Origin of the sequence: Streptococcus suis (genome assembly GCF_002960425.1) — a bacterium.
GTDB lineage: Bacteria > Bacillota > Bacilli > Lactobacillales > Streptococcaceae > Streptococcus > Streptococcus suis_S.
The window spans coordinates 1-19928 of the sequence record NZ_POIZ01000031.1 but is presented as its reverse complement, the minus strand read 5'-3'; the positions used below and the strand labels follow the sequence as shown (position 1 = coordinate 19928).

Here is a 19928-nt window from a genome sequence, read left to right as displayed (position 1 = left end):
CCTTCCTCACATATAAAAAATACCTGATTTGACCAGAAAAGTCTAGTCTGATGAAAAATGTAAGAAAAATGGTATAATATAGTCATCTCAATTGAAAAAGGACTTAGTTTACTATGAATATTGCCGTTTTTGGAGAAAAGAAGGCTGACGTAGACTATCAAAATCGATTTGGTGTCTATGCTGTTATCCCTGATGAAAAGAAAGAAAATATCATCCTCGTTCAAGCACCAAATGGTGCCTGGTTCCTACCAGGTGGGGAAATCGAAAAAGGGGAAAATCATCTCATCGCCCTAGAACGCGAACTAATGGAAGAGCTTGGTTTTACAGCTGAAATTGGTCACTATTATGGTCAGGCTGACGAATATTTCTACTCTAGCCATCGAGATACCTACTTCTACAACCCCGCTTACATCTATCAAGTGACCAGCTACCACCAGGTCGGCCTACCTTTAGAGGATTTTAACCACATTGCCTGGTTCCCAATCGATGAAGCCATCGAAAAACTCAAACGAGGCAGTCACAAGTGGGGAATTGAACAATGGAAATTGCAAGAAAATGTGTCTGATAACTAGCCAAAACACCCCCTAGCGTGCTATAATGGAACTAAAGAGATGTAGGAGGTTCCACATGAAAATCATAAATACGACAAATAGTCATTCATACCTGGTCCAAAATCAGTTGGCCAATACCGATGCCTTTCTAGTAGAAACCTATTCTGCTGGTAATACAGATGTTATTTTCACACAGGCCCCTCGTCACTATGAACTCTTGATTAGCAACAAATACAGGGCTGTGCAACAATCCGAAATCGAAAAAATCCGTGATTTCTTCCTTCACCGCAAGATTGATGAACGAACAATTGACAAGGCTGCTATTCAAACCATCCATACGGAACGTTTGATTGAAATGTCTATTCCCATTATCACTGAAATCTAAGAAGCCAACGGGCTTCTTTTTTTTGTCCAATATACAGTCGAATGAAGAGCTTTCAGACAAGGAACTGAGGTCTAGGTTGGAGGCTGGGCTCAAGTCCAGCAACGCTTCTCAGAGTTGGTGTCAAGATCTCAGCCCAGCGGACGTATAACTTGCAGAGCAAGATACTTTTGTAGAGTAGGACAAGCCGAAAGTGATGATGTGTCGTAGCTAACTTAAATAACCATATAAAGAAAAAGCCTATCTCAAAAGATAGACTTTATATCTGTTTTGTGCTTCAAAACCTTGAGCTACTGCTTCAGCAAAGTTTTCTTCTACTACGCTAGCACAGTGGTCACAGATTGTTGCACCATAGCTACGCTCAACAACGCTAGTATCAATGCGGCGGCAACGGTCACACACCTCTCCAGCTGCACGTTCTACAGCAAAGGCAACTTCATCAACCACAAGTGCTGTTGAAGGGGCAGTTTCAGTTGTTACTGTCAAGTTTGAAACGATGAGTAACTGAGCCAGGTCTGCATTCAAGCTCTCCAAGAAGGACTTGGTTTCAACTGACACATAGGCAGTCAGATGTGCTTCTAGCGATTTACCAATCACTTTAGCATTACGTGCTTCTTCCAAGGCTTTTTGAGCTTTTGTACGGAAGACCATAAAGCTTTCCCAATCAGCTAAAAGCTGCGCTTCATTGCCAAATGTTTCCACCTCTGGCATTTCCGCCAATTGTACAAACTCTTCTGCTTCATGTTCCAAGTATGACCAGATTTCTTCTGCCGTGTGTGGCAAGATCGGAGTCAAGAGCTTGGTAATTTTCACCAAGATGTCATAGAAGACAGTTTGCATCTGACGACGAGAAAGTGATTTAGCACCATCAATGTAGACGACATCTTTGGCAAAATCGAGGTAGAAAGCTGACAAATCAAGAGTCACAAAGTTTACGACAGACTTGTAGATAGCCATGAAATCATAGTTGTCGTAGGCTTCACGGATTTGAGCTACCAACTTGTTAAATTTCACCAAAAGATACTGGTCAACAGAACGAAGTTCGTCGTAGGCTACCGCATCGCTTGCAGGATTGAAATCAGAAGTGTTGGCAATCAAGAAGCGAAGGGTATTACGGATTTTACGGTAGGTTTCAGAAACCTGTCCAAGAATATCCATAGACACACGTACGTCGTTTGAAGTATCAACGGAAGTTACCCACAAACGTAAGATTTCTGCACCAAACTGTTTCTCAACATCACTTGGAAGGATGGTATTCCCTAGAGATTTAGACATCTTCATGCCTTTACCATCAAGGACAAAGCCCTGTGACAAGATAGCTTTGTATGGGGCATGACCATTTACGGCTACAGAGGTGATCAAGGATGAGTTAAACCAACCACGGTATTGGTCAGAACCTTCTAGGTAGAGGTCTGCTGGGTAGGCAAGGTTTTCACGGGCATTCATAACGCCATTCCAAGACGAACCTGAGTCAAACCAAACGTCCATGATGTCAGTTTCTTTGGTAAATTCGCCATTTGGTGAACCTGGATGAGTGAAACCAGCTGGCAAGAGGTCTTTTGCTTCAGATTGCCACCAGATGATAGACCCATGCTCTTCAAAAAGGGCAGCAACGTGGTCTGTCACTTCCTTGGTCATAATGGCTGTACCATCTTCTGCATAGAAGATTGGAAGCGGCACACCCCAAGCACGCTGACGAGAGATGACCCAGTCACCACGGTCACGGATCATGTTGTAAAGACGCGTTTTACCCCAAGATGGATTGAAAGTTGTTGCTTCGATTTGGTCCAAGATTTCCTGACGGAATTTAGAAACAGAGGCAAACCATTGCGGTACTGCACGCCAGATGATTGGCTTCTTGGTTCTCCAGTCGAATGGGTAGGAGTGATTGATCACTTCACTAGCAAGGAGCAAGTCACCCAATTTTTCTTTGACAGTTGGCACAACCTTGTCATAGAATTGACCTTCAAAATCAGGACCCGCAGCTTCATTCATCAAGCCACGTTCGTTGACAGTTACAGCAACTTCCAAGTCATATTTGACACCGACATTGTAGTCATCCTCACCAAAGCCTGGAGCCGTATGGACGATACCAGTACCCGAGTCCGTTGTGACGTGGTCACCCAAGATAACCAATTCATCAACTTCAGCATCCCATGGGTGTTCGGTCACAATGTATTCAAACTCAGCACCCTTGTGTTTTGAAATCACTTCAAAGGATTCCCAACCGAATTTGACTGCCAAGCTATCAACCAAGGCTTCTGCCAAGACATACTTACGGTCAGAACCAGCTGGTTGAACCAAGACATAGTCAATGTCTGCTCCCATGGTCAAACCGCGAGAAGCCGTTACTGTAAATGGAGTTGTGGTCCAGACAACGATGTAGCTATCTGTATCCAAGAGCCCTTTGCCATCTTTGACCTTGTTGGCATAGTAAAGAGATGTTGAGTCAATGTCGTGGTATTCAATTTCAGCTTCAGCAAGGGCAGACTCAGATGACCAAGACCAGTAAACTGGCTTAGCGCCACGATAGATATAACCCTTGTCTGCCATAGCACCAAAGACACGGATTTGAGCTGCTTCGTAGTCTTTTGTCAAGGTGATGTATGGATTTTCCCAGTCTGCTGAAATTCCTAAACGTTTAAAATCTTCACGTTGCTTATCAACCTGACTGAGTGCATAATCACCACACATTTCAAGGTATTCTACCAAGTCCATTTCCTTGCGCTTAACACCCTGTTTTGCCAAGACCTGCTCAATAGGAAGACCATGCGTATCCCAACCCGGTACAAATGGCGCACGGAATCCAGACATGGACTTAGCACGAACGATAATATCTTTAGAAATCTTGTTCAAAGCATGTCCAACGTGGATATTTCCGTTAGCGTATGGAGGGCCATCGTGGAGGTGGAAGGCAGGTTTGCCTGCATTGAGTTCTTGGCGACGAGCATATAAGTTTGCTTCATCCCAAGCCTTTTGCCATTCAGGTTCGCGTGTTGGCAAGCCTGCTCGCATTGGGAAGGCTGTTTGACCTAGGTTAAGAGTTTCTTTGAGTTTCATTTTATCTCCTTTATTAAAAAGTTAATTCCATTTTTATTTCTTGGCCAATCATACCAACTGATTGAAAGCCAAATTTTTCTAAGATGTACCGCATTTTATGATTACCAATAACATAATTCATGGTAACGGTGTGACAACTTGGATTTTCCTTAGCAAGACCAATCACTTGCCGAATAACTTCCTTACCATAACCGCGATTTTGATAATGGCTGTCTATTAACAAGCGCCATACATAATAGCTCTTATCTTCTTGAATAGCTAACAATACAAAACCTACGACTTTCTGCCCTGATTTGACTGCATAAGGAAAAAGATGTCCTTCCTCCCGATAGAGCCAAGCCTGGGCCAGAGAGTATTCAACCGAGGCAACTTTTCGTTCGTCTGCTTCTGCAAGTTTCACTTGCAATACAGCATCGAAATTATCTTTATTTACTAGTTCTAATCCAATCATAAAAACATAAAAAAACTCCCGTCAATAAGGACGAAAGTTCGTGGTACCACCTTAGTTTAGATAGGGTTTCCCCCATCCCTCTATGTTCGTAACGTGAACTAACGTCTTTCCCTACTAATTGTTCAGGAAAAATCAGACAAAGGGATTATTGACTAGAAAGGGATTGCAGGTCTTCCACCATCTCCTGCTCGCTAAATATATTTCTAGCAATACTGTCTTTGTATCTGATAACTATTCTGTAATGGAAACTTCAATCGTTTCCCCTTTATCAAAAGCTTCTGCCTGACGAGTTAATTCTGCCATTTCTTCTGCAGTCAACTGACGAGTATAGTCCAAGCTCTCCTCTTCAACAGCCACTTCCTCATCTAGAGCCTTATGAAGGACATCGCGGAAAGCATCATCACTAGTTTGAATATAGGTAGCTGTTGGACGGAGAATTTCTTCCCATTCAGAGGAATTAATTAGAGATAACTGACTTTCCACAGTTGATTTTAAACGTTGATGGAAAATACGTGTCTTATTCTTTAATTCTTCTGTTTCAATTACAACTTTTTTAGCATTATCCGTTGCATTACGAAGAATTTCATTGGCTTTTTCCTTTGCTTCGTGCAAAAGAGTTGCTGCATCATAATCTGCCTGTTGAATGATATTAGCAGCCCGATCTTCTGCAGCATGCTTTACCTTCTCTGCAGTATCTTGCGCAAGAAGCACAGACTGACTCAAGGATTCCTTCATCTCATCAAAGTATGCTAAGCGTTCACGAAGGGTCTTTAATTCCGCTTCTTGTTCGTGATTTTTACGAGTCAAGTCCTCATAGTCACGGGTTACAATATCCAAAAAATCATCTACCTCATCGGCATCATAGCCTCTGAATTTGGTTGCAAAGGTTTTATCCTTTAGTTCTAATGCTGTAAGTGCCATTTTTCCCCCTATGTTTTAATGATTTCTAACTTTAATTTTACTTTACCTTGCTTAGAAAAACCTAAAAGTTCGGTTACTCGAATTCTGCCGTATTTTCTAAGACTTATCAATTGTCCTAACTCAACCTGCCTACCTGCTTGCTCTGCCTGAACATAGTCTAATTTGACATGACCAGCTGCTATCAATATGTCTACTCTTGTGCGAGAAAGATGGAAGGCTACAGCAATTAACTTATCCAATCGCATACTGGAAACCAAGACTTCCTTGAAGAAAGGCTCTTCATTCATTTTAACTGGTATAGACAGCCAATCTCGCTCCATAAGCTTAACAGGAACCCTTGCGATTTTAGAAATGGACTGCTGGGCTAGTACTCCAAACTTCTTATCCAGAAAAACGAGTAGCTCATCTTCTCCAATAAGAATATCGCCTAGGTATTCTCTCCGAATCCCTAAATGGTTCAAGAATGTTCCCAATACCTGAGAATGTGACAAACTATGAAACTTTCGTGAATAGGTAATTTCCAAAACCATCACATCAAAGTCATCCCTATCCAAGACATAGTAGCTAGGAGCAAGAAGCATCCGAGAGTATTCTGTTTGGAAAAAATCCCTCGTCGAAAAGGCTTGTAAGTGATAGTGGTTTGCTAGCATGTGGACAATAGCATCTTGTCTGGGATTTAGAAAACTTGTCAATCGATAAGAATAGGTGTCTACAACCTGCTGACACATATCCATTATTTTCTCGACAAACTCCCTCTCCTCCCTGGCAAAATGCTCTAAAATATGTTTCTCATTCTTCATGCCTATGCAAGACCAACCAAAAGCTCTACCAAAAGACGCGTCCCCATATTCAAAACCAGCATAGCCACTAGGACTGTCAAATCCAATCCCATAAATTGTAAGTTCAAGCGACCAAAGGGCTTCAAGAGCGGACTAACTAGACTTTCTAGAAAGCGACCAAGGGGACTTGTGAAAAGAGCAGGAAACCAACTCAGTAAAGCATAAGCAAACAAGAGATAGGAATAAATCTCTACAAATTTTAATAGGATTAAAATCAGAAATTGCATACGCTTATCGCTTCATATCAAAATCGAAGGTCGCATCTGCCCCTTGTCCATTATTGGCATTACGCAATTCTTCGATATGCACTGTAACATTAACCGGTGTTAATAACCACATGGTATTTGATACTTTTTTCAAATTCCCAGAAAGAACAGAACGTGCTCCATCCAAGTAATCCAAACAGCGTCTAGCCTGTTGCTCTGACATGTATTGGAAATCAATCAAGATGCTAGCATTGTTCAAGAGCAAATTAACCATTTCCGGAGCATCCTCATAGCGTTTTGGAAACTTAATGTCAATAGTAGACTTGGTTTCAGCACTTGTTTCAACTACTTCATGCTGTCGTTCAACTCGAGGACGTTGAGTATCCACACGAACCTCTCTTCTACTTTCTATCTTTACAGGTTGTTCTTTTTGGGTAACTGGTGTATGTTGAGCAACACGCATCTTCGGTCGTTCGTTTGGCATAGAATATGCTTCTTCTTGCTCTGCTGCCTCATTGACATCATCCACCTCAAAATAGTTGAATAAATTTTTAAATGTATCTTTTAGCGCCACGGTTTTCCCCCTACTTCCCTATTCAAAAAACGCTGAGCCAATTCTCACATAGGTTGCTCCATGCTTAATGGCTATCTCAAAATCACCACTCATACCCATACTTAATTCTGTAAAAGGCATACCTGGCAACTGCCGACTTGACAACTCTTCTTGAACTTGCTTCATTTTAGAAAAAATGGAATGCAGTTCCAATTCATCTGCCTCAAAAGGAGCCATTGTCATCAAGCCGACCAACTCTATATTTTTAAATTGAGCTATTTCAGACAAGACTTCATCGATTTCGGATAGGTCAAATCCATGCTTGCTTTCTTCACCAGATATATTCACTTGCAGAAAACACTTAATTTTTCTAGTAGCTCGTTTCTCAATCTCACGAGCCAATTTTACAGAATCCAAGGCATGAAAATAATCAACATAATTGATAACATCCTTAACCTTGCGTCTTTGTAATGTTCCAATTAAATGCCAGGTGAGAGGTTGATCTGCCAAGGCATTATATTTGTCTAAAAACAAATCCACTCGGTTTTCACCTATATGTGAGATTCCAGTCTTTATCAGCTTATTAGCAATAGAGCTGTCAACATATTTGGTGACAGCTATTACATTTACAGATTCAATTGGACGACCGGTCTTTTCAGCTGCTTGAGCCACTGCTAAAAATACCTTATCCTTATTCGTTTGAAGATCCATTTTAACGATTTCGGAAGAATGGTGGTGTATCCAACTCATCTTCATCATGCTCCATTGAAAACTTCTCAACAGCTACTGCAGAAGCTGGCTCTGTATCAGTAGGACGAATTAAATTTTCACGACGAAAATCCCACTCACCAAAGGCAGAAACTTTCGGTGTTTCGACATGTGATACAGTCGTACGAACAGGAGCAGTAGCTGGCGCTACTGGATGATCAAAACGTTGTGCTTGGCGTGGCGCAACCGTTTCAGTGCGGTGGCGAGTAGTTTTTTCAGCTGCCTCTTGACGCACACCTGTTGCAACAACGGTTACTCGGATTTCATCCTTCATGGTTTCATCAATAGATGTTCCCAACCAGATATTTACTCCTTGACCAGCCGCTTGGTGAACAATCTCAGATGCATCCTCAGCTTCCGTCAAGGTCATATCATAACCACCTGTAACGTTGACAATAACATCTTCTGCACCATCAATTGTTGTTTCAAGAAGTGGTGAGTAAATTGCTTTACGAGCCGCTTCAATGACACGATCTTCACCAGTTCCGATACCAATACCCATAAGAGCATTGCCCTTGTTCTCCATAACAGTCTTCACATCCGCAAAGTCCAAGTTAATCAAACCAGGATTGGTAATCAAGTCTGTAATCCCTTGGACACCCTGACGAAGAACATTATCAGCTTCGCTCAAAGCTTCCAAAAGTGGAGTTTTCTTATCAACAATTTCAAGAAGGTTATTGTTTGAAATAATCAAAAGTGTATCTACTTGTTCGCGAAGACCTTCGATACCTTCGATAGCAAAGTTACCACGTTTGTTACCTTCAAAACCAAATGGACGCGTTACAACGGCTACAGTCAAGGCACCCAAATTTTTAGCAATACGTGCAATAACTGGTGCCGCACCTGTACCTGAGCCACCGCCCATACCAGCAGTGATGAAGACCATGTCTGCTCCAGAAAGAACGTTGGTCAAAACTTCTTCACTTTCTTCAGCTGCCTTACGACCAACTTCAGGTTGTCCCCCGGCACCTAGACCACGAGTCAACTTAGGTCCTAACTGGATAACCGTTTCTGCTTTTGAGCTGCTCAAGGCTTGCACATCTGTGTTGGCTGCGATAAACTCAACGCCTGCTACACCCTCTTCAATCATACGGTTGATGGCGTTACCACCGCCACCGCCGACACCGATTACTTTAATGACAGCACCATGACTTGCTGCTGCTTCAAATGAAAATGCCATAGTTTATATCACCTTTTCTTTTCTCTTATTCAAACATACTACCGAACAAACCACGGATACGATCCGTAATATTGCCTTTATTGGCTGAACGTTCCTCATTTACTTCCTTGTCATACACGGGAACAGAGGTTTCTTCGTCTTCAACCACATTCAACTCAGTCACAATTTCCTTTTGAATTGGTTGGCTAACACGTGGACGTGCCATAGGAATATCCACAGGCTTATGTCTTAAGAACGTCTCACCATTTACAGCACGTTGAGCAATGTCTGCCACTTCTTCAAGTTCTCCCACATACTCCACAAAACTGATAACACTAGCAAAAGACGGATTACGAATACCGATTTGGTTGGGAACAAAGAGTTTTGTATTCACTCCAAAGACTTCTTGAGCCAATTCAGTAACGCCTGGTAAAATAGCTCCTCCACCTACTAGAACGATGCCTCCTGGCAAGTCCAAAGCACGTGTTCTTTCTAGATCTTGCTTCACTCGTTCAAAAATTTGACGAAGGCGAGCTGCAATCACTTCTGATAGGTAACGTTCCGTCACTTCAACAGGCGCATTCTCACCAATAACCTCAACTGTAAATTTTTCCTTATCACTCGCTTCAGCTGGGAAGGCTATGCCATAATTGTATTTTAAATTTTCAGCAATGCTCTTTGAAGTTGTCAATACTTTTGAAATATCGTTGGTGATGTAGTCGCCACCCTCTTGATAGATATTGGTGTATTGCAATTCTTGACCGCGCATGACCGCTACTGTCGTTTGACCGCCACCAAGATCGATCACTGTTGCACCAAACTCACGTTCTCCCTCATTCAACACAGAACGGGTCAAGGCAAGTGGTGCAATCACAACATTCTCAACCTGTACGCCTGCACGCTCAACCGTCTTTCGAAGATTATGAAGAATGGTGCGAGGACCTGTATAGAGCATACCGCGCATTTCCAAACGAATTCCCATCATTCCACGAGGGTCCTTGATACCTTGGAAACCATCAACTATGAACTCTTCTGGAATAAATGAAATCACTTCACGTTCCGGCGTCATACTCTTAGTCAAGGCAGATTTCACAACATTCTCTACATCCACATCTGTAATTTCTTGTGAATCTGTTGTTACAGGAATCATGCCTTGAGTCGGTTCAATTTGTAAAAGATTTGCTGGCAAACCAACATTTACTCTGTCGATTCGAACTCCCGCCTTCTCTTCGGCTTGTTCAATAGCCTTCTTTATCGCTCCAGCAGCAACATCAATATTGACAATAATTCCATCCTTGACACCAGCACTTTTCACATTGCTGACACCAATGACGTTCATTCCATTTTCATTATATTCTGCAACCAAGACTTTAACGGAGCTTGTACCTATATCTAATCCCGTAAAAAAGCCGTTTCTAGCCATTCTATCAGTCCTCTCTTACTTTCCACTTTAACAAATCATCTTCCATTTTGAAAAATAGTATAATTAGTCATCTTTCATTATACCATAATCTATTCAAATATGGGGATAATAAAGGTTTATTTTATTAAAATTTTCTTCAAAAAAACTTAAAAAAGAATCCATTACGTCTCGCTTGAATAGCGATAGATGCCAACTTCCATATCAATTGTTGCTGGTTCAGTCACTTCTGTTGCTATTTTAGCATAATAGGGGAGTTTTTCAGCTAACTCACTGAGTGGCACCAGAACTTTATTTCCATCCGTCATGTTAAGTGTCAATAAATCAGCTGTCACTTTACTTGGTGTTAGACTTACAGTCTGGATTTTCTCCCTAATTGTAGCGTCTATTCCACCAAGTGCAACGGCTAGTTGTTTTACCTGATTCTTATCTGATAATTGAATGGTCGTGTAAGTTTCCGCCATGGTGTCTGTTGCCACTGCATCCGTGCCTACATTTCCACTGGATAAAACAGGATATAGCTGATCGTTCTGTTGAATATAGCCTATGATAGCGTATTCTTTGATACGGATTGTAAACTGATTTGGAAACTGATAGCTAATCTCTGAACTCTCAACCGACGGACTATTTTTTTTCACATTCTCAGCATAAGCTGGTGCATTCAACAAAGTTGTTACAATATAGTCCTTGTCTGAAATCAAACTATACTTAATGACCTGTTCTGCTGTCAGCTTGCTCTGCCCCTTGACGACAATATCCTTCGCCTTACTCGTTGGAGAAATAAAGTAGAGAGAAAGCGCTGCAAGTAATAGACTGACCACTAAAATAGGGAGAGATTTCAAAATCACTTCTTTAGGGATTTCTATTTGTCTATTTTTCTTTCCTTCTAGCCTGTTCTTAGAAACTGGGGTAGCTTTAAGTGGTTTCTTGAGTCCCTGAAAGAGTGGCTTTTTTTCCTGAACAGAAGGACCAACTTCCTCGCTAATGACCGTCTGTTTTTGACGTTCCAAATAGGCCATGTGCTTAGCCTTCCACTGTTCAAAGAAGGCACTTTTTTCTTCATTTGAAGCTTCCATCGTGGGAACTTCTATGTCTGTCTGGTCATGGACAGTAGGTTCTTTATCATTTTTTTCGGTCATTGCACCTATCTCCCCATATCATCTCGCAATAAATTGTAAAAACTGTCTACAGACTGAATTTCCTTGGAATTGGCCATGTTTTGAATATAGAATTCCTTATTTTCCAGCAGGTCTTCCACCTCTTTAAGCAGATTTTCCAAGGTCAACTGGCTTTCGTCAATTTGTTTGGAATATCCTTTTTTCTCTGCATAAAGAGCATTTTCTATCTGATCTCCACGGCTAGCTTGGCGCCCTAGTGGCACAATCAAATGAAGTTGTTGCATGGCAATCAACTCAAAAAGTGTATTAGAACCACCACGGGTAATAACGACATCAGCCAAATCCATCAAGGGTTGGTAAAGCTCTGTCACATAATCAACCCGATAGAGCCTATCTGCCAGTTTGTTTAACTGAGCATCTCCTGTCAGGTTGATAATATTGAAACGCTCTGTCAAGGCTTCGGTGTGCTGACTAATCAAATCATTAAAAACCTTGGCACCACCCGAACCACCTACAAACAGCAAGGTTGGTAGTGACTTGTCAAAATGACTGAGGATTTCTGGTAATTGAATAGGGGTCACCTTATCATTGCTTTGCCCTACCTTGGTAACAGCCCCGACATGTTTAACCTTAGTCAAGCTTTCAGGCTGTTCAAAGGTACTATACATGGTTGTAGCAAATTTATAGGCAATCTTATTGGCCAAGCCCATTGACAAATCTGACTCATGGATGTAAACCGGCACCCCTAGAAGTTTAGACGCAATAACAGGCGGAACCGAAACAAAACCACCTTTTGAGAACAAAGCCTGGGGTCTAATTTTAGCAATAATGGCCAGCGATTGTAGAACCCCAAAACCAACCTTAAATACATCCAGCATATTTTGGAAAGAAAAATAACGGCGTAGTTTTCCAGTGGCAATCGAATGAAAGCGCACATCCAAACCAGACTGAACAATCTGCTCATGCTCAATCCCTTTTCCATCACCAATATAGTGGACTTCCCAACCTTCTTCCAAAAATCGGGGAATCAAGAGGAGGTTGAGGGTCACGTGACCCACAGTTCCCCCACCTGTAAAAACAATTTTCTTCATTTGTTACTCAACTCCTCGTAGGTCTGCAAGAAAATATCTCCACGCACTTCAAAGTTTGGATACATATCCCAGCTGGCATTGGCAGGACTTAACAGGACAATATCACCTTCTTCTGCCTGTTCAAATGCCTTACGAGTTGCATCCGCAATATCCTCTGCCGCAACAGTTGGTACTCCAGCCTTGTCTGCTGCTCGCTGAACACGTGGAGCTGATTGACCTAGAATAACCATTTTTTTCAAACCGATGAGGTCTGGAACCAATTCATCAAACTCATTTCCTCGGTCCAAACCACCAGCAATCAAGATAACCTTGCTATTATCAAAACCTGACAAGGCTTTTTGCGTCGCTAGGATGTTGGTTGATTTACTATCGTTATAGAAGGTTACTCCATCAATCTTACCTACCAATTGCAAGCGGTGTTTGACACCACCAAAGGCAGCCAAACTTTCTTGAATTGCTTGGTTATCCACTCCCCATAACTTAGCTACCGCAATGGTCGCCAAGGCATTTTCAATATTATGGGTTCCTGGAACGCCAATCTGGTCTGCATCCACGACGTATTCACCCTTGAAATAGAGTTTGCCATCTTGCAGATAGGCTCCATCCACCACTTCTTTGGTTGAGAAAGGCAGAACTTGAGCCTTGGTCTCTTGTGCCAATTCTTTTGCTTCCTCTTGGTTGAAGTTCAAAACAATAGTATCTTGCTCTGTCATCTGGCGCTGGATCATCCATTTAGCATCCACATAATCTTCATAGGTTCCATGGTAGTCGATATGGTTAGCACTCAAATTGGTAATAACCGCCACACGTGGATGGAAGACTTCTGTCCCCATAAGCTGAAATGAGGATAATTCCATCACCAAGGTATCCTCTTTAGTCGCTGTTTGCGCGACAGAAGAAGCAGGATAGCCAATATTCCCACACAGTTTCGCAGACTTGTTTCCAGCATTTAGGGCTTCCGCAATCATGGTTGTCGTTGTTGTCTTACCATTTGACCCTGTAATACCGATAATCGGAGCATCTGAAATAAGGTAGGCCAATTCAACTTCTGTCCAGACTGGAATTCCTTTTTTAAGAGCCTTTTCAACCATAGGATTGTCATAGCGGATTCCCGGATTCTTAACCATGAGCGCAAAATCCTCATCCAATAGTTCTAGCGGATGGCTACCACAAATGACACGAATCCCTTCTTCCAGAAGAGCCTGAGCCGTTGGATTTTCCTCAAATGCCTTACCATCATTGACGGTTACAATAGCTCCCAATGTATCCAGAAGGCGCGCCGCAGATTCTCCAGATTTAGCCAATCCGAGAACCAAAACCTTTTTATTTTTAAACGTATCAATCATTTTCATAGCATATTTCCTTCTTATCCTCTAAAATCTAAACAAGTAGGTCTAGATGAGTTCCTCTCTTTTAGAAAACTTCACATTCTAACACTTTATTTTACCCTTTACAAGAAGCTTTTTCAAGCCAGAGGGAGTGGAAAATACATAATTCCTCATCCGTTACTGAAAACCCTTTACTGAAAATTCATCTTATTTGTCAATTATAGGCAAAAATGATAGACTTAATTCGAAAAATATTTTATTATAAGGAGTATTATATGACAAATATAATCGATAGCTTATTCTATCCATTGCTTTCTGCTTTACCAGGAGTCATACGGATGCTTGTTCTCGTCATCATCGCTTTTGCTTTGGCTGGCTTATTGCGCAAGTTAACTCTGTCTGGTTTGAACAAAATCCAGTTCTCGCAAAAATTGCAAGAATGGGGTGTTATCAAACCTGAAGATAATGGTCAATCACTCATCAAGACACTTGGTCAACTTGTTTACTTCCTTGTTATTCTTTTCTTCCTTCCATCTATCTTGTCTGGTTTGAATATCAGCAGCACGGTAGATCCAATCTCTAGCATGTTTGAGAAATTCTTTGCCTTTATTCCAAACATGATCGCAGCTGGTTTGATTCTCTTTGTTGGAACTTTCTTCTGCAAATTTATCAAAGGTCTGTTAACTGGTGTCCTAGAGCGTTTGGACATCGATACATGGTACAAAAAGGTTACAGGCCAGGAAAAATTGCCATTTGACAGCAAACAAATCATTTCTGTCCTATCAACTGTTGTTTATGTCTTGATTTTCATCCCAATCTTGACCTTGGCCTTGGAAACACTTGGTATCACAAGTATTTCTCAACCAATCGTTACGATTCTTAATCAAGTAATCGGTATCCTTCCAAATGTTTTGGTTGCCCTTGTCTTGATTGCAGTTGGTAGCTTCGTCGCTAAATTGATTGGCAACCTTCTTGAAAATCTTCTTGAAACTGCTGGTATCAACAACTACTCGAAATACCTCTTTGCCAAAGAAGAAGCTAACTTTGAATTGTCAGCTATCATTACGCAAGTCGTTCGCGCAATTATCATCGTTTTCTTCTTTATCCAAGCTATCCAAGTATTGAACCTTCAAGTATTTAATGCAGTTGGTTCTGCCTTGCTTGCTTACCTTCCATCACTGATTAGCGCTATCGCTATTGTCATCTTGGCCATTATCGCCAGCAACCTAGTAGCTAACTTCCTACAAAAAGTTACAGATAGCCCACTTGTTATCACTATTGTACGCTACTTGATGATTGTCTTTGCAGTCTTCATGGCTCTCGATCAGTTGAAGTTTGCACAACACATCGTTCAATCAACCTTCACAATCGTTCTCGGTGCACTTGCTGTTGCTTTCGCTCTTGCCTTTGGTCTCGGCGGTCGTGACTTTGCTGCAAGACAGCTTGAAAAATTAGAAAAGAAAATCGATAAAGAATAAGGATTTCAAATAGTCTGAACCTCTAGTTCAGGCTATTTTTTATTATACTAATCAACCGTTGGCAACTTGCCTAGATGAGTGTAAAGCTCCAGTGGAGCTTTACAGCCTGCTCCCTTGAAACAGGAGAGGAGCGGAGTTCTATCTTCGGCTTTGTTTCCTAGGCTACTTTTGATTTTTATTGAGTATTAGAACCCGATAAGAACAGGAACAAGAAGAAAAGACTGGACAAGCCGTCCAGCCTTTTCTTCTATTTTTGTTTACCTTACTTTCCTTTAGGAGAACTGTCTAGATTATGAATATCCCTCATCGCCCAAAGCCCAATGAGGATCATAATCAAACCAATCCAGAACTTTGTCGAAAACTGCATGATTTTTAGAATTCCAAGAATGAGCGCGATAACCAGTACTACCAGAAAAAATACTGCTAGAATCAAATTGATTGTCCCCTTGACATTTTTGGGGGCTACAAAGATATAAAAGAGTACCAATAAAATCGCTAGGATGAGGTAAAACATGTTTCTTCTCCTCGGAATTATTCTTCAGTTGCTAACTTTTTCTTCTTAGCAGCCTTATCACGCTCTGCCTTGTTCAAGATTTGCTTACGAAGACGGATAGACTCAGGTGTTACTTCCATGTACTCATCATCGTTCAAGAATTCAAGCGATTCTTCAAGGGTCAAGATACGCGGTGTCTTGATAACAGACGTTTGATCTTTGGTAGCTGAACGAACGTTTGTCATTTGTTTAGCAGTTGTGATGTTAACTGTCAAGTCATTTTCACGTGAGTTTTCACCGATGATCATTCCTTCGTACACTTCAGTACCTGGGTTTACAAAGATGGTCCCACGCTCTTCAATACGCATGATCGAGTAAGTCGTTGCCTTACCTTGGTCGATAGAGACAAGGGCACCACGGTGACGACCACCGATTTCACCTTGAACAACAGGCAAGTATTGGTCGAAAGTATGGTTCATGATACCGTAACCACGAGTCATTGAAAGGAATTCAGTTGAGTAACCAATCAAACCACGGGCAGGCACTAGGAAAACAAGACGAGTTTGACCATTACCTGTCGCAACCATATCCAACATATCACCCTTACGCTCAGATAGGGATTGGATAACAGAACCTTGGTATTCTTCTGGAGTATCGATTTGCACGCGCTCGAATGGCTCCATTTTCACACCGTCGATTTCCTTGATGATAACTTCTGGACGCGATACTTGAAGCTCATAGCCCTCACGACGCATGGTTTCAATCAAGATAGACAAGTGCAATTCCCCACGACCTGAAACAGTCCATTTGTCTGGTGAATCTGTCGCTTCGACACGGAGTGAAACGTCTGTCTGCAATTCTGCCAAGAGACGCTCTTCAATCTTACGAGATGTCACCCATTTACCTTCACGACCTGCAAACGGTGAGTTGTTGACCAAGAAAGTCATTTGAAGGGTTGGCTCATCGATACGAAGAACTGGAAGAGCTTCAACTGCATCTGTCGGTGTTACCGTCTCACCAACGAAGATGTCTTCCATACCTGAAACAGCAATCAAGTCACCTGCTTTTGCTTCTTGGATTTCCTTACGCTCAAGACCGAAGAAACCGAACAATTTCGTAACACGGAAGTTTTTAGTAGTGCCATCTAGCTTAGAAAGGGTAACTTGGTCACCAACTTTAACAGTACCACGGAAGACACGACCGATACCGATACGACCTACGAAGTCATTGTAGTCCAAAAGGGATACCTGGAACTGCAAAGGCTCATCTGAGTTATCCACTGGTGCAGGGATATGTTCGATAATGGTATCGAAAATTGGTGCCATAGTCTCTTCTTGGTCTGCTGGATTATCAGACAAAGATGAAGTACCGTTGATAGCCGATGCGTAAACCACTGGGAATTCCAACTGATCATCATCAGCACCAAGCTCGATAAAAAGTTCAAGCACTTCATCTACCACTTCTTCTGGACGAGCAGATGGCTTGTCAATCTTGTTAACAACAACGATAGGTGTCAAGTTTTGCTCAAGAGCTTTTTTCAATACAAAACGAGTCTGTGGCATAGTCCCTTCGTAAGCATCCACAACAAGGACAACACCGTCAACCATTTTCATGATACGCTCAACCTCACCACCGAAGTCCGCGTGTCCCGGTGTGTCCATGATGTTGATACGAGTACCGTTATAAGCTACGGCAGTGTTTTTAGCAAGGATGGTAATACCACGCTCTTTTTCAAGATCGTTAGAGTCCATGGCACGCTCATCAAGGTTTGTGCGCTCATCCAATGTTTGGGATTGTTTTAATAATTCATCAACGAGGGTTGTTTTTCCGTGGTCAACGTGGGCAATAATGGCAACGTTACGGATGTCTTCTCTAAGTTTTGTCATAATATCCTCTGTATCTTTTAATTTAACTAAAAAAGTATATCATAGATTGGCGAAAAAATCACAGATAATCACATTGTAAATGTTTTCAGACAGTAGTTTGGAAGAATCTATGAAAGAATCTGTAGCTAGCGTCGAAGCTATAGTTGAATAATCCGCTCTACCACCTATCTCTACCCATTTCAAACACTAGTCTTTTTATATAATAACATGTATAGAAAACACTTTTATTTTATGGTTGAATATGATATACTTAAAGAAATATGAAAGGAGATTCTTCAAAATGAAAGTGAAGACATTCGTTATATCGTTAGCTGCTCTCTTTATCGGAGCAAGTATCCAAACAAGCGTTTCTGCAGATACTCCTATCTATCGCCTATATAACCGACAGAATGGTGAACATCTTTATACCACTGATGCAAATGAAAAAGATGTTTTATATAACCAACATGGTTGGGGATACGAAGGCATTGGTTGGAATGCCCCTGATACTGGCACCCCTGTATACAGGCTTTATAATGCAGGTCTACAAAACCATCTCTATACTAGCGACACCAATGAAGTAGCCGTTTTAACTGCTAAACATGGTTGGACTTCCGATAACAATGGACAGCCAGTATTCTACTCTGGTGGTACTGTTCCAATTTACCGCGTTTATAACTTCAAACTTCGTGGACTTCACCACTGGACAACCGACCTAAATGAATATAATGTTCTCCCTAGTCATGGCTGGTCACAAGAAGGTGTTAAATTCTATGCGACATCCCTAGGACAACAAATTACAACTCAGTATGTTACTCCTCCTGCACCGCCTACTGTACAAACACCTCAGACTCCTGTTCAAACCGAACCAGCAACACCTACACAAACTGAGCCAGCAACACCTGCACAAACTGAACCAGCAACACCTACACAAACTGAGCCAGCAACACCTACACAAACTGAGCCAGCAGCTCCATACTATCCGAATTGCTCTGCTGTTCCTGAACATTTGAAACCTATCCTATCCGGCCAACCTGGTTATGGCCCACATTTAGATAGAGATGGGGATGGCCGTGCATGCGAACCAACTAGGCAGTGATAGAAACTATGATTAAAAAATTTGTCAGCTGTATTTCTTTATTGCTCTGTTTAGTGATCTTCTATGCCTGCCAACCCTCTCAGGAAGCTAAATCAGAGGTTATCACCTCCACCCAGTCTATTTCGCTCGAAGAAGTGGAAGAAAAGATACAAAGCCAGGAAGACTTCTACCTCTATGTAGGACGTCCAACCTGTCCTTATTGTCAAAAATTCTTTCCAAATTTAGAAAAAGCCATTCAAGATACACAAGTCCCCGTTTACTATCTCAATACAGATGAAGAATCTAGTGACCTTGTAAAAAGTTTTGTATCGTCTCAAAATATACAAACAGTTCCTCACTTAACCTACTATCAAAATGGTGAGAAACAGGCTTATCTTGAAAAAGGTAGTCAAACTCCAATTGAAGAAATTGAGCAATTCTTGAAACAATATTAAATCATGACCACCCGTCGGAAACAATTGGATTCTATACCGTATTTCTTCGTTTCACTCCAACAACGTAGAAAGCGTTCGTTGAACTGCGTTCAAGTTAAGGCTATGACTACATGACTAAAGTCAGTTACAACAAACCTTTATCTTGTTCTAATGTTTCAACTTAACGTAGGATTTATGTATGTCAAATTTTAGTTTCAGTACGACTCCCTAAAACGAGACACAAAAAAGAGGCTGGGCAAAAACTAGCCGCTCACATATAAAAAAACGAGCAATTCCAATTAGGATTTGCTCGTTTTCCATTTCATGCTTTATAATTATAATAACCACAAAACAACTAGAAAGGCATGAAAATGTATAAACAGTATAACACAAATCAGTTAAGTTTGGAATTAAATCTTGCTTGGGATTTACCTGCTACTCACGAGGCTCGTCTGATTAGTCAGTTTGTGGATACTATTCCTCAATCCGTTCTATTGGAAGAAACTTCCCATACTGGTCGTCCAGCCTTTCATCCAGCTATGTTGCTTAAAATGACCCTGTTTGCCTATGCTCGTCAGGTATTCTCTGGTCGGAAAATCGTTCAAATGAATGAAGAAGTTATTCCTATGAAATGGCTGAGTCAGGATACCTATGTCTGTTATCGGACCATCAATAGTTTTAGGGCTAGCACACACGCCAACCAGCTCATCAAAACTGCCTTCATCTACTTCAC

The 19928-nt window shown here is 41.5% G+C and carries 20 protein-coding genes; 6 read left to right on the top strand and 14 right to left on the bottom strand.

Annotated elements, in window-relative coordinates; translation table 11 throughout:
* Positions 1–113 precede the first annotated feature (113 nt).
* Both C1G57_RS03285 and C1G57_RS03280 read left to right on the top strand, forming a co-directional pair.
* Positions 114–572 (top strand): NUDIX hydrolase, encoded by a 459-nt coding sequence (locus tag C1G57_RS03285; protein ID WP_105113717.1) that lies wholly within the window; start codon positions 114–116, stop codon positions 570–572.
* 55 nt (positions 573–627) lie between these two features.
* Entirely contained in the window at positions 628–936 is a 309-nt protein-coding gene (locus C1G57_RS03280; RefSeq protein ID WP_105113716.1) for a DUF1827 family protein, read from the top strand.
* A gap of 237 nt (positions 937–1173) precedes the next feature.
* On the opposite strand, the gene ileS is transcribed toward C1G57_RS03280, so the two are convergent.
* From ileS to murD, 12 genes are all read right to left on the bottom strand, one after another.
* Complete coding sequence (gene ileS / locus C1G57_RS03275) at positions 1174–3993, bottom strand: isoleucine--tRNA ligase (protein ID WP_105113715.1); 2820 nt, start codon at positions 3991–3993, stop codon at positions 1174–1176.
* 13 nt (positions 3994–4006) lie between these two features.
* Entirely contained in the window at positions 4007–4444 is a 438-nt protein-coding gene (locus tag C1G57_RS03270) for a GNAT family N-acetyltransferase (protein WP_105113714.1), read from the bottom strand.
* 231 nt (positions 4445–4675) lie between these two features.
* Positions 4676–5365 (bottom strand): DivIVA domain-containing protein, encoded by a 690-nt coding sequence (locus C1G57_RS03265; RefSeq protein WP_105113713.1) that lies wholly within the window; start codon positions 5363–5365, stop codon positions 4676–4678.
* Positions 5366–5373: 8 nt separating this feature from the next.
* Complete coding sequence (locus C1G57_RS03260; RefSeq protein ID WP_105113712.1) at positions 5374–6165, bottom strand: RNA-binding protein; 792 nt, start codon at positions 6163–6165, stop codon at positions 5374–5376.
* Positions 6166–6167: 2 nt separating this feature from the next.
* Positions 6168–6431, bottom strand: a complete 264-nt coding sequence (locus C1G57_RS03255) for a YggT family protein (protein ID WP_105113711.1) — start codon at positions 6429–6431, stop codon at positions 6168–6170.
* A 4-nt stretch (positions 6432–6435) separates the two neighbouring features.
* A complete protein-coding gene (locus tag C1G57_RS03250; RefSeq protein WP_105113710.1) occupies positions 6436–6984 on the bottom strand; it encodes a cell division protein SepF in 549 nt (182 codons plus the stop codon).
* Between the two features lie 18 nt (positions 6985–7002).
* The gene (locus tag C1G57_RS03245) at positions 7003–7674 is read right to left on the bottom strand and encodes a YggS family pyridoxal phosphate-dependent enzyme (protein WP_105113709.1); all 672 of its coding nucleotides are present in this window, start codon (positions 7672–7674) and stop codon (positions 7003–7005) included.
* 1 nt (position 7675) lies between these two features.
* Entirely contained in the window at positions 7676–8911 is a 1236-nt protein-coding gene (ftsZ, locus tag C1G57_RS03240) for a cell division protein FtsZ (RefSeq protein WP_105113708.1), read from the bottom strand.
* A 25-nt stretch (positions 8912–8936) separates the two neighbouring features.
* A complete protein-coding gene (gene ftsA, locus C1G57_RS03235) occupies positions 8937–10313 on the bottom strand; it encodes a cell division protein FtsA (protein WP_105113707.1) in 1377 nt (458 codons plus the stop codon).
* Between the two features lie 161 nt (positions 10314–10474).
* On the bottom strand, positions 10475–11449 hold the full coding sequence (locus C1G57_RS03230) for a cell division protein FtsQ/DivIB (protein WP_105113706.1): 975 nt from the start codon (positions 11447–11449) through the stop codon (positions 10475–10477).
* A gap of 5 nt (positions 11450–11454) precedes the next feature.
* Complete coding sequence (locus C1G57_RS03225; protein ID WP_105113705.1) at positions 11455–12519, bottom strand: UDP-N-acetylglucosamine--N-acetylmuramyl-(pentapeptide) pyrophosphoryl-undecaprenol N-acetylglucosamine transferase; 1065 nt, start codon at positions 12517–12519, stop codon at positions 11455–11457.
* The gene (gene murD / locus C1G57_RS03220; RefSeq protein WP_105113704.1) at positions 12516–13871 is read right to left on the bottom strand and encodes a UDP-N-acetylmuramoyl-L-alanine--D-glutamate ligase; all 1356 of its coding nucleotides are present in this window, start codon (positions 13869–13871) and stop codon (positions 12516–12518) included. The genes C1G57_RS03225 and murD overlap by 4 nt, the downstream gene beginning before the upstream one ends.
* 251 nt (positions 13872–14122) lie before the next feature.
* Here murD and C1G57_RS03215 point away from each other — a divergent pair, with 251 nt between their 5' ends.
* Positions 14123–15325 (top strand): mechanosensitive ion channel, encoded by a 1203-nt coding sequence (locus C1G57_RS03215; protein WP_105113703.1) that lies wholly within the window; start codon positions 14123–14125, stop codon positions 15323–15325.
* Between the two features lie 262 nt (positions 15326–15587).
* On the opposite strand, the gene C1G57_RS03210 is transcribed toward C1G57_RS03215, so the two are convergent.
* Entirely contained in the window at positions 15588–15839 is a 252-nt protein-coding gene (locus tag C1G57_RS03210; RefSeq protein WP_105113702.1) for a DUF3165 family protein, read from the bottom strand.
* A gap of 17 nt (positions 15840–15856) precedes the next feature.
* Positions 15857–17704 (bottom strand): translational GTPase TypA, encoded by a 1848-nt coding sequence (gene typA, locus C1G57_RS03205; RefSeq protein ID WP_105113701.1) that lies wholly within the window; start codon positions 17702–17704, stop codon positions 15857–15859.
* Between the two features lie 280 nt (positions 17705–17984).
* On the opposite strand from typA, the gene C1G57_RS03200 reads away from it, so the two are divergent.
* The 3 genes from C1G57_RS03200 to C1G57_RS03190 all read left to right on the top strand — a co-directional run.
* Complete coding sequence (locus C1G57_RS03200) at positions 17985–18782, top strand: excalibur calcium-binding domain-containing protein (RefSeq protein ID WP_161941095.1); 798 nt, start codon at positions 17985–17987, stop codon at positions 18780–18782.
* Between the two features lie 8 nt (positions 18783–18790).
* Positions 18791–19216 carry a thioredoxin family protein gene (locus C1G57_RS03195; RefSeq protein WP_105113699.1) on the top strand — a complete coding sequence of 142 codons (426 nt, stop codon included), beginning with the start codon at positions 18791–18793 and terminating at the stop codon, positions 19214–19216.
* Between the two features lie 350 nt (positions 19217–19566).
* On the top strand, positions 19567–19928 hold a 362-nt coding region (locus C1G57_RS03190), incomplete at its 3' end, for a transposase (RefSeq protein ID WP_161941097.1).

Coding starts and splice junctions, on each gene's coding strand:
- ftsA (WP_105113707.1), bottom strand. CDS start 10,313: ATGGCTAGAAACGGCTTTTTTACGGGATTAGATATAGGTACAAGCTCC.
- C1G57_RS03245 (WP_105113709.1), bottom strand. CDS start 7,674: ATGGATCTTCAAACGAATAAGGATAAGGTATTTTTAGCAGTGGCTCAA.
- C1G57_RS03270 (WP_105113714.1), bottom strand. CDS start 4,444: ATGATTGGATTAGAACTAGTAAATAAAGATAATTTCGATGCTGTATTG.
- C1G57_RS03255 (WP_105113711.1), bottom strand. CDS start 6,431: ATGCAATTTCTGATTTTAATCCTATTAAAATTTGTAGAGATTTATTCC.
- C1G57_RS03225 (WP_105113705.1), bottom strand. CDS start 12,519: ATGAAGAAAATTGTTTTTACAGGTGGGGGAACTGTGGGTCACGTGACC.
- C1G57_RS03285 (WP_105113717.1), top strand. CDS start 114: ATGAATATTGCCGTTTTTGGAGAAAAGAAGGCTGACGTAGACTATCAA.
- C1G57_RS03280 (WP_105113716.1), top strand. CDS start 628: ATGAAAATCATAAATACGACAAATAGTCATTCATACCTGGTCCAAAAT.
- C1G57_RS03200 (WP_161941095.1), top strand. CDS start 17,985: ATGAAAGTGAAGACATTCGTTATATCGTTAGCTGCTCTCTTTATCGGA.
- C1G57_RS03210 (WP_105113702.1), bottom strand. CDS start 15,839: ATGTTTTACCTCATCCTAGCGATTTTATTGGTACTCTTTTATATCTTT.
- C1G57_RS03265 (WP_105113713.1), bottom strand. CDS start 5,365: ATGGCACTTACAGCATTAGAACTAAAGGATAAAACCTTTGCAACCAAA.
- ftsZ (WP_105113708.1), bottom strand. CDS start 8,911: ATGGCATTTTCATTTGAAGCAGCAGCAAGTCATGGTGCTGTCATTAAA.
- C1G57_RS03215 (WP_105113703.1), top strand. CDS start 14,123: ATGACAAATATAATCGATAGCTTATTCTATCCATTGCTTTCTGCTTTA.
- murD (WP_105113704.1), bottom strand. CDS start 13,871: ATGAAAATGATTGATACGTTTAAAAATAAAAAGGTTTTGGTTCTCGGA.
- typA (WP_105113701.1), bottom strand. CDS start 17,704: ATGACAAAACTTAGAGAAGACATCCGTAACGTTGCCATTATTGCCCAC.
- C1G57_RS03195 (WP_105113699.1), top strand. CDS start 18,791: ATGATTAAAAAATTTGTCAGCTGTATTTCTTTATTGCTCTGTTTAGTG.
- ileS (WP_105113715.1), bottom strand. CDS start 3,993: ATGAAACTCAAAGAAACTCTTAACCTAGGTCAAACAGCCTTCCCAATG.
- C1G57_RS03260 (WP_105113712.1), bottom strand. CDS start 6,165: ATGAAGAATGAGAAACATATTTTAGAGCATTTTGCCAGGGAGGAGAGG.
- C1G57_RS03230 (WP_105113706.1), bottom strand. CDS start 11,449: ATGACCGAAAAAAATGATAAAGAACCTACTGTCCATGACCAGACAGAC.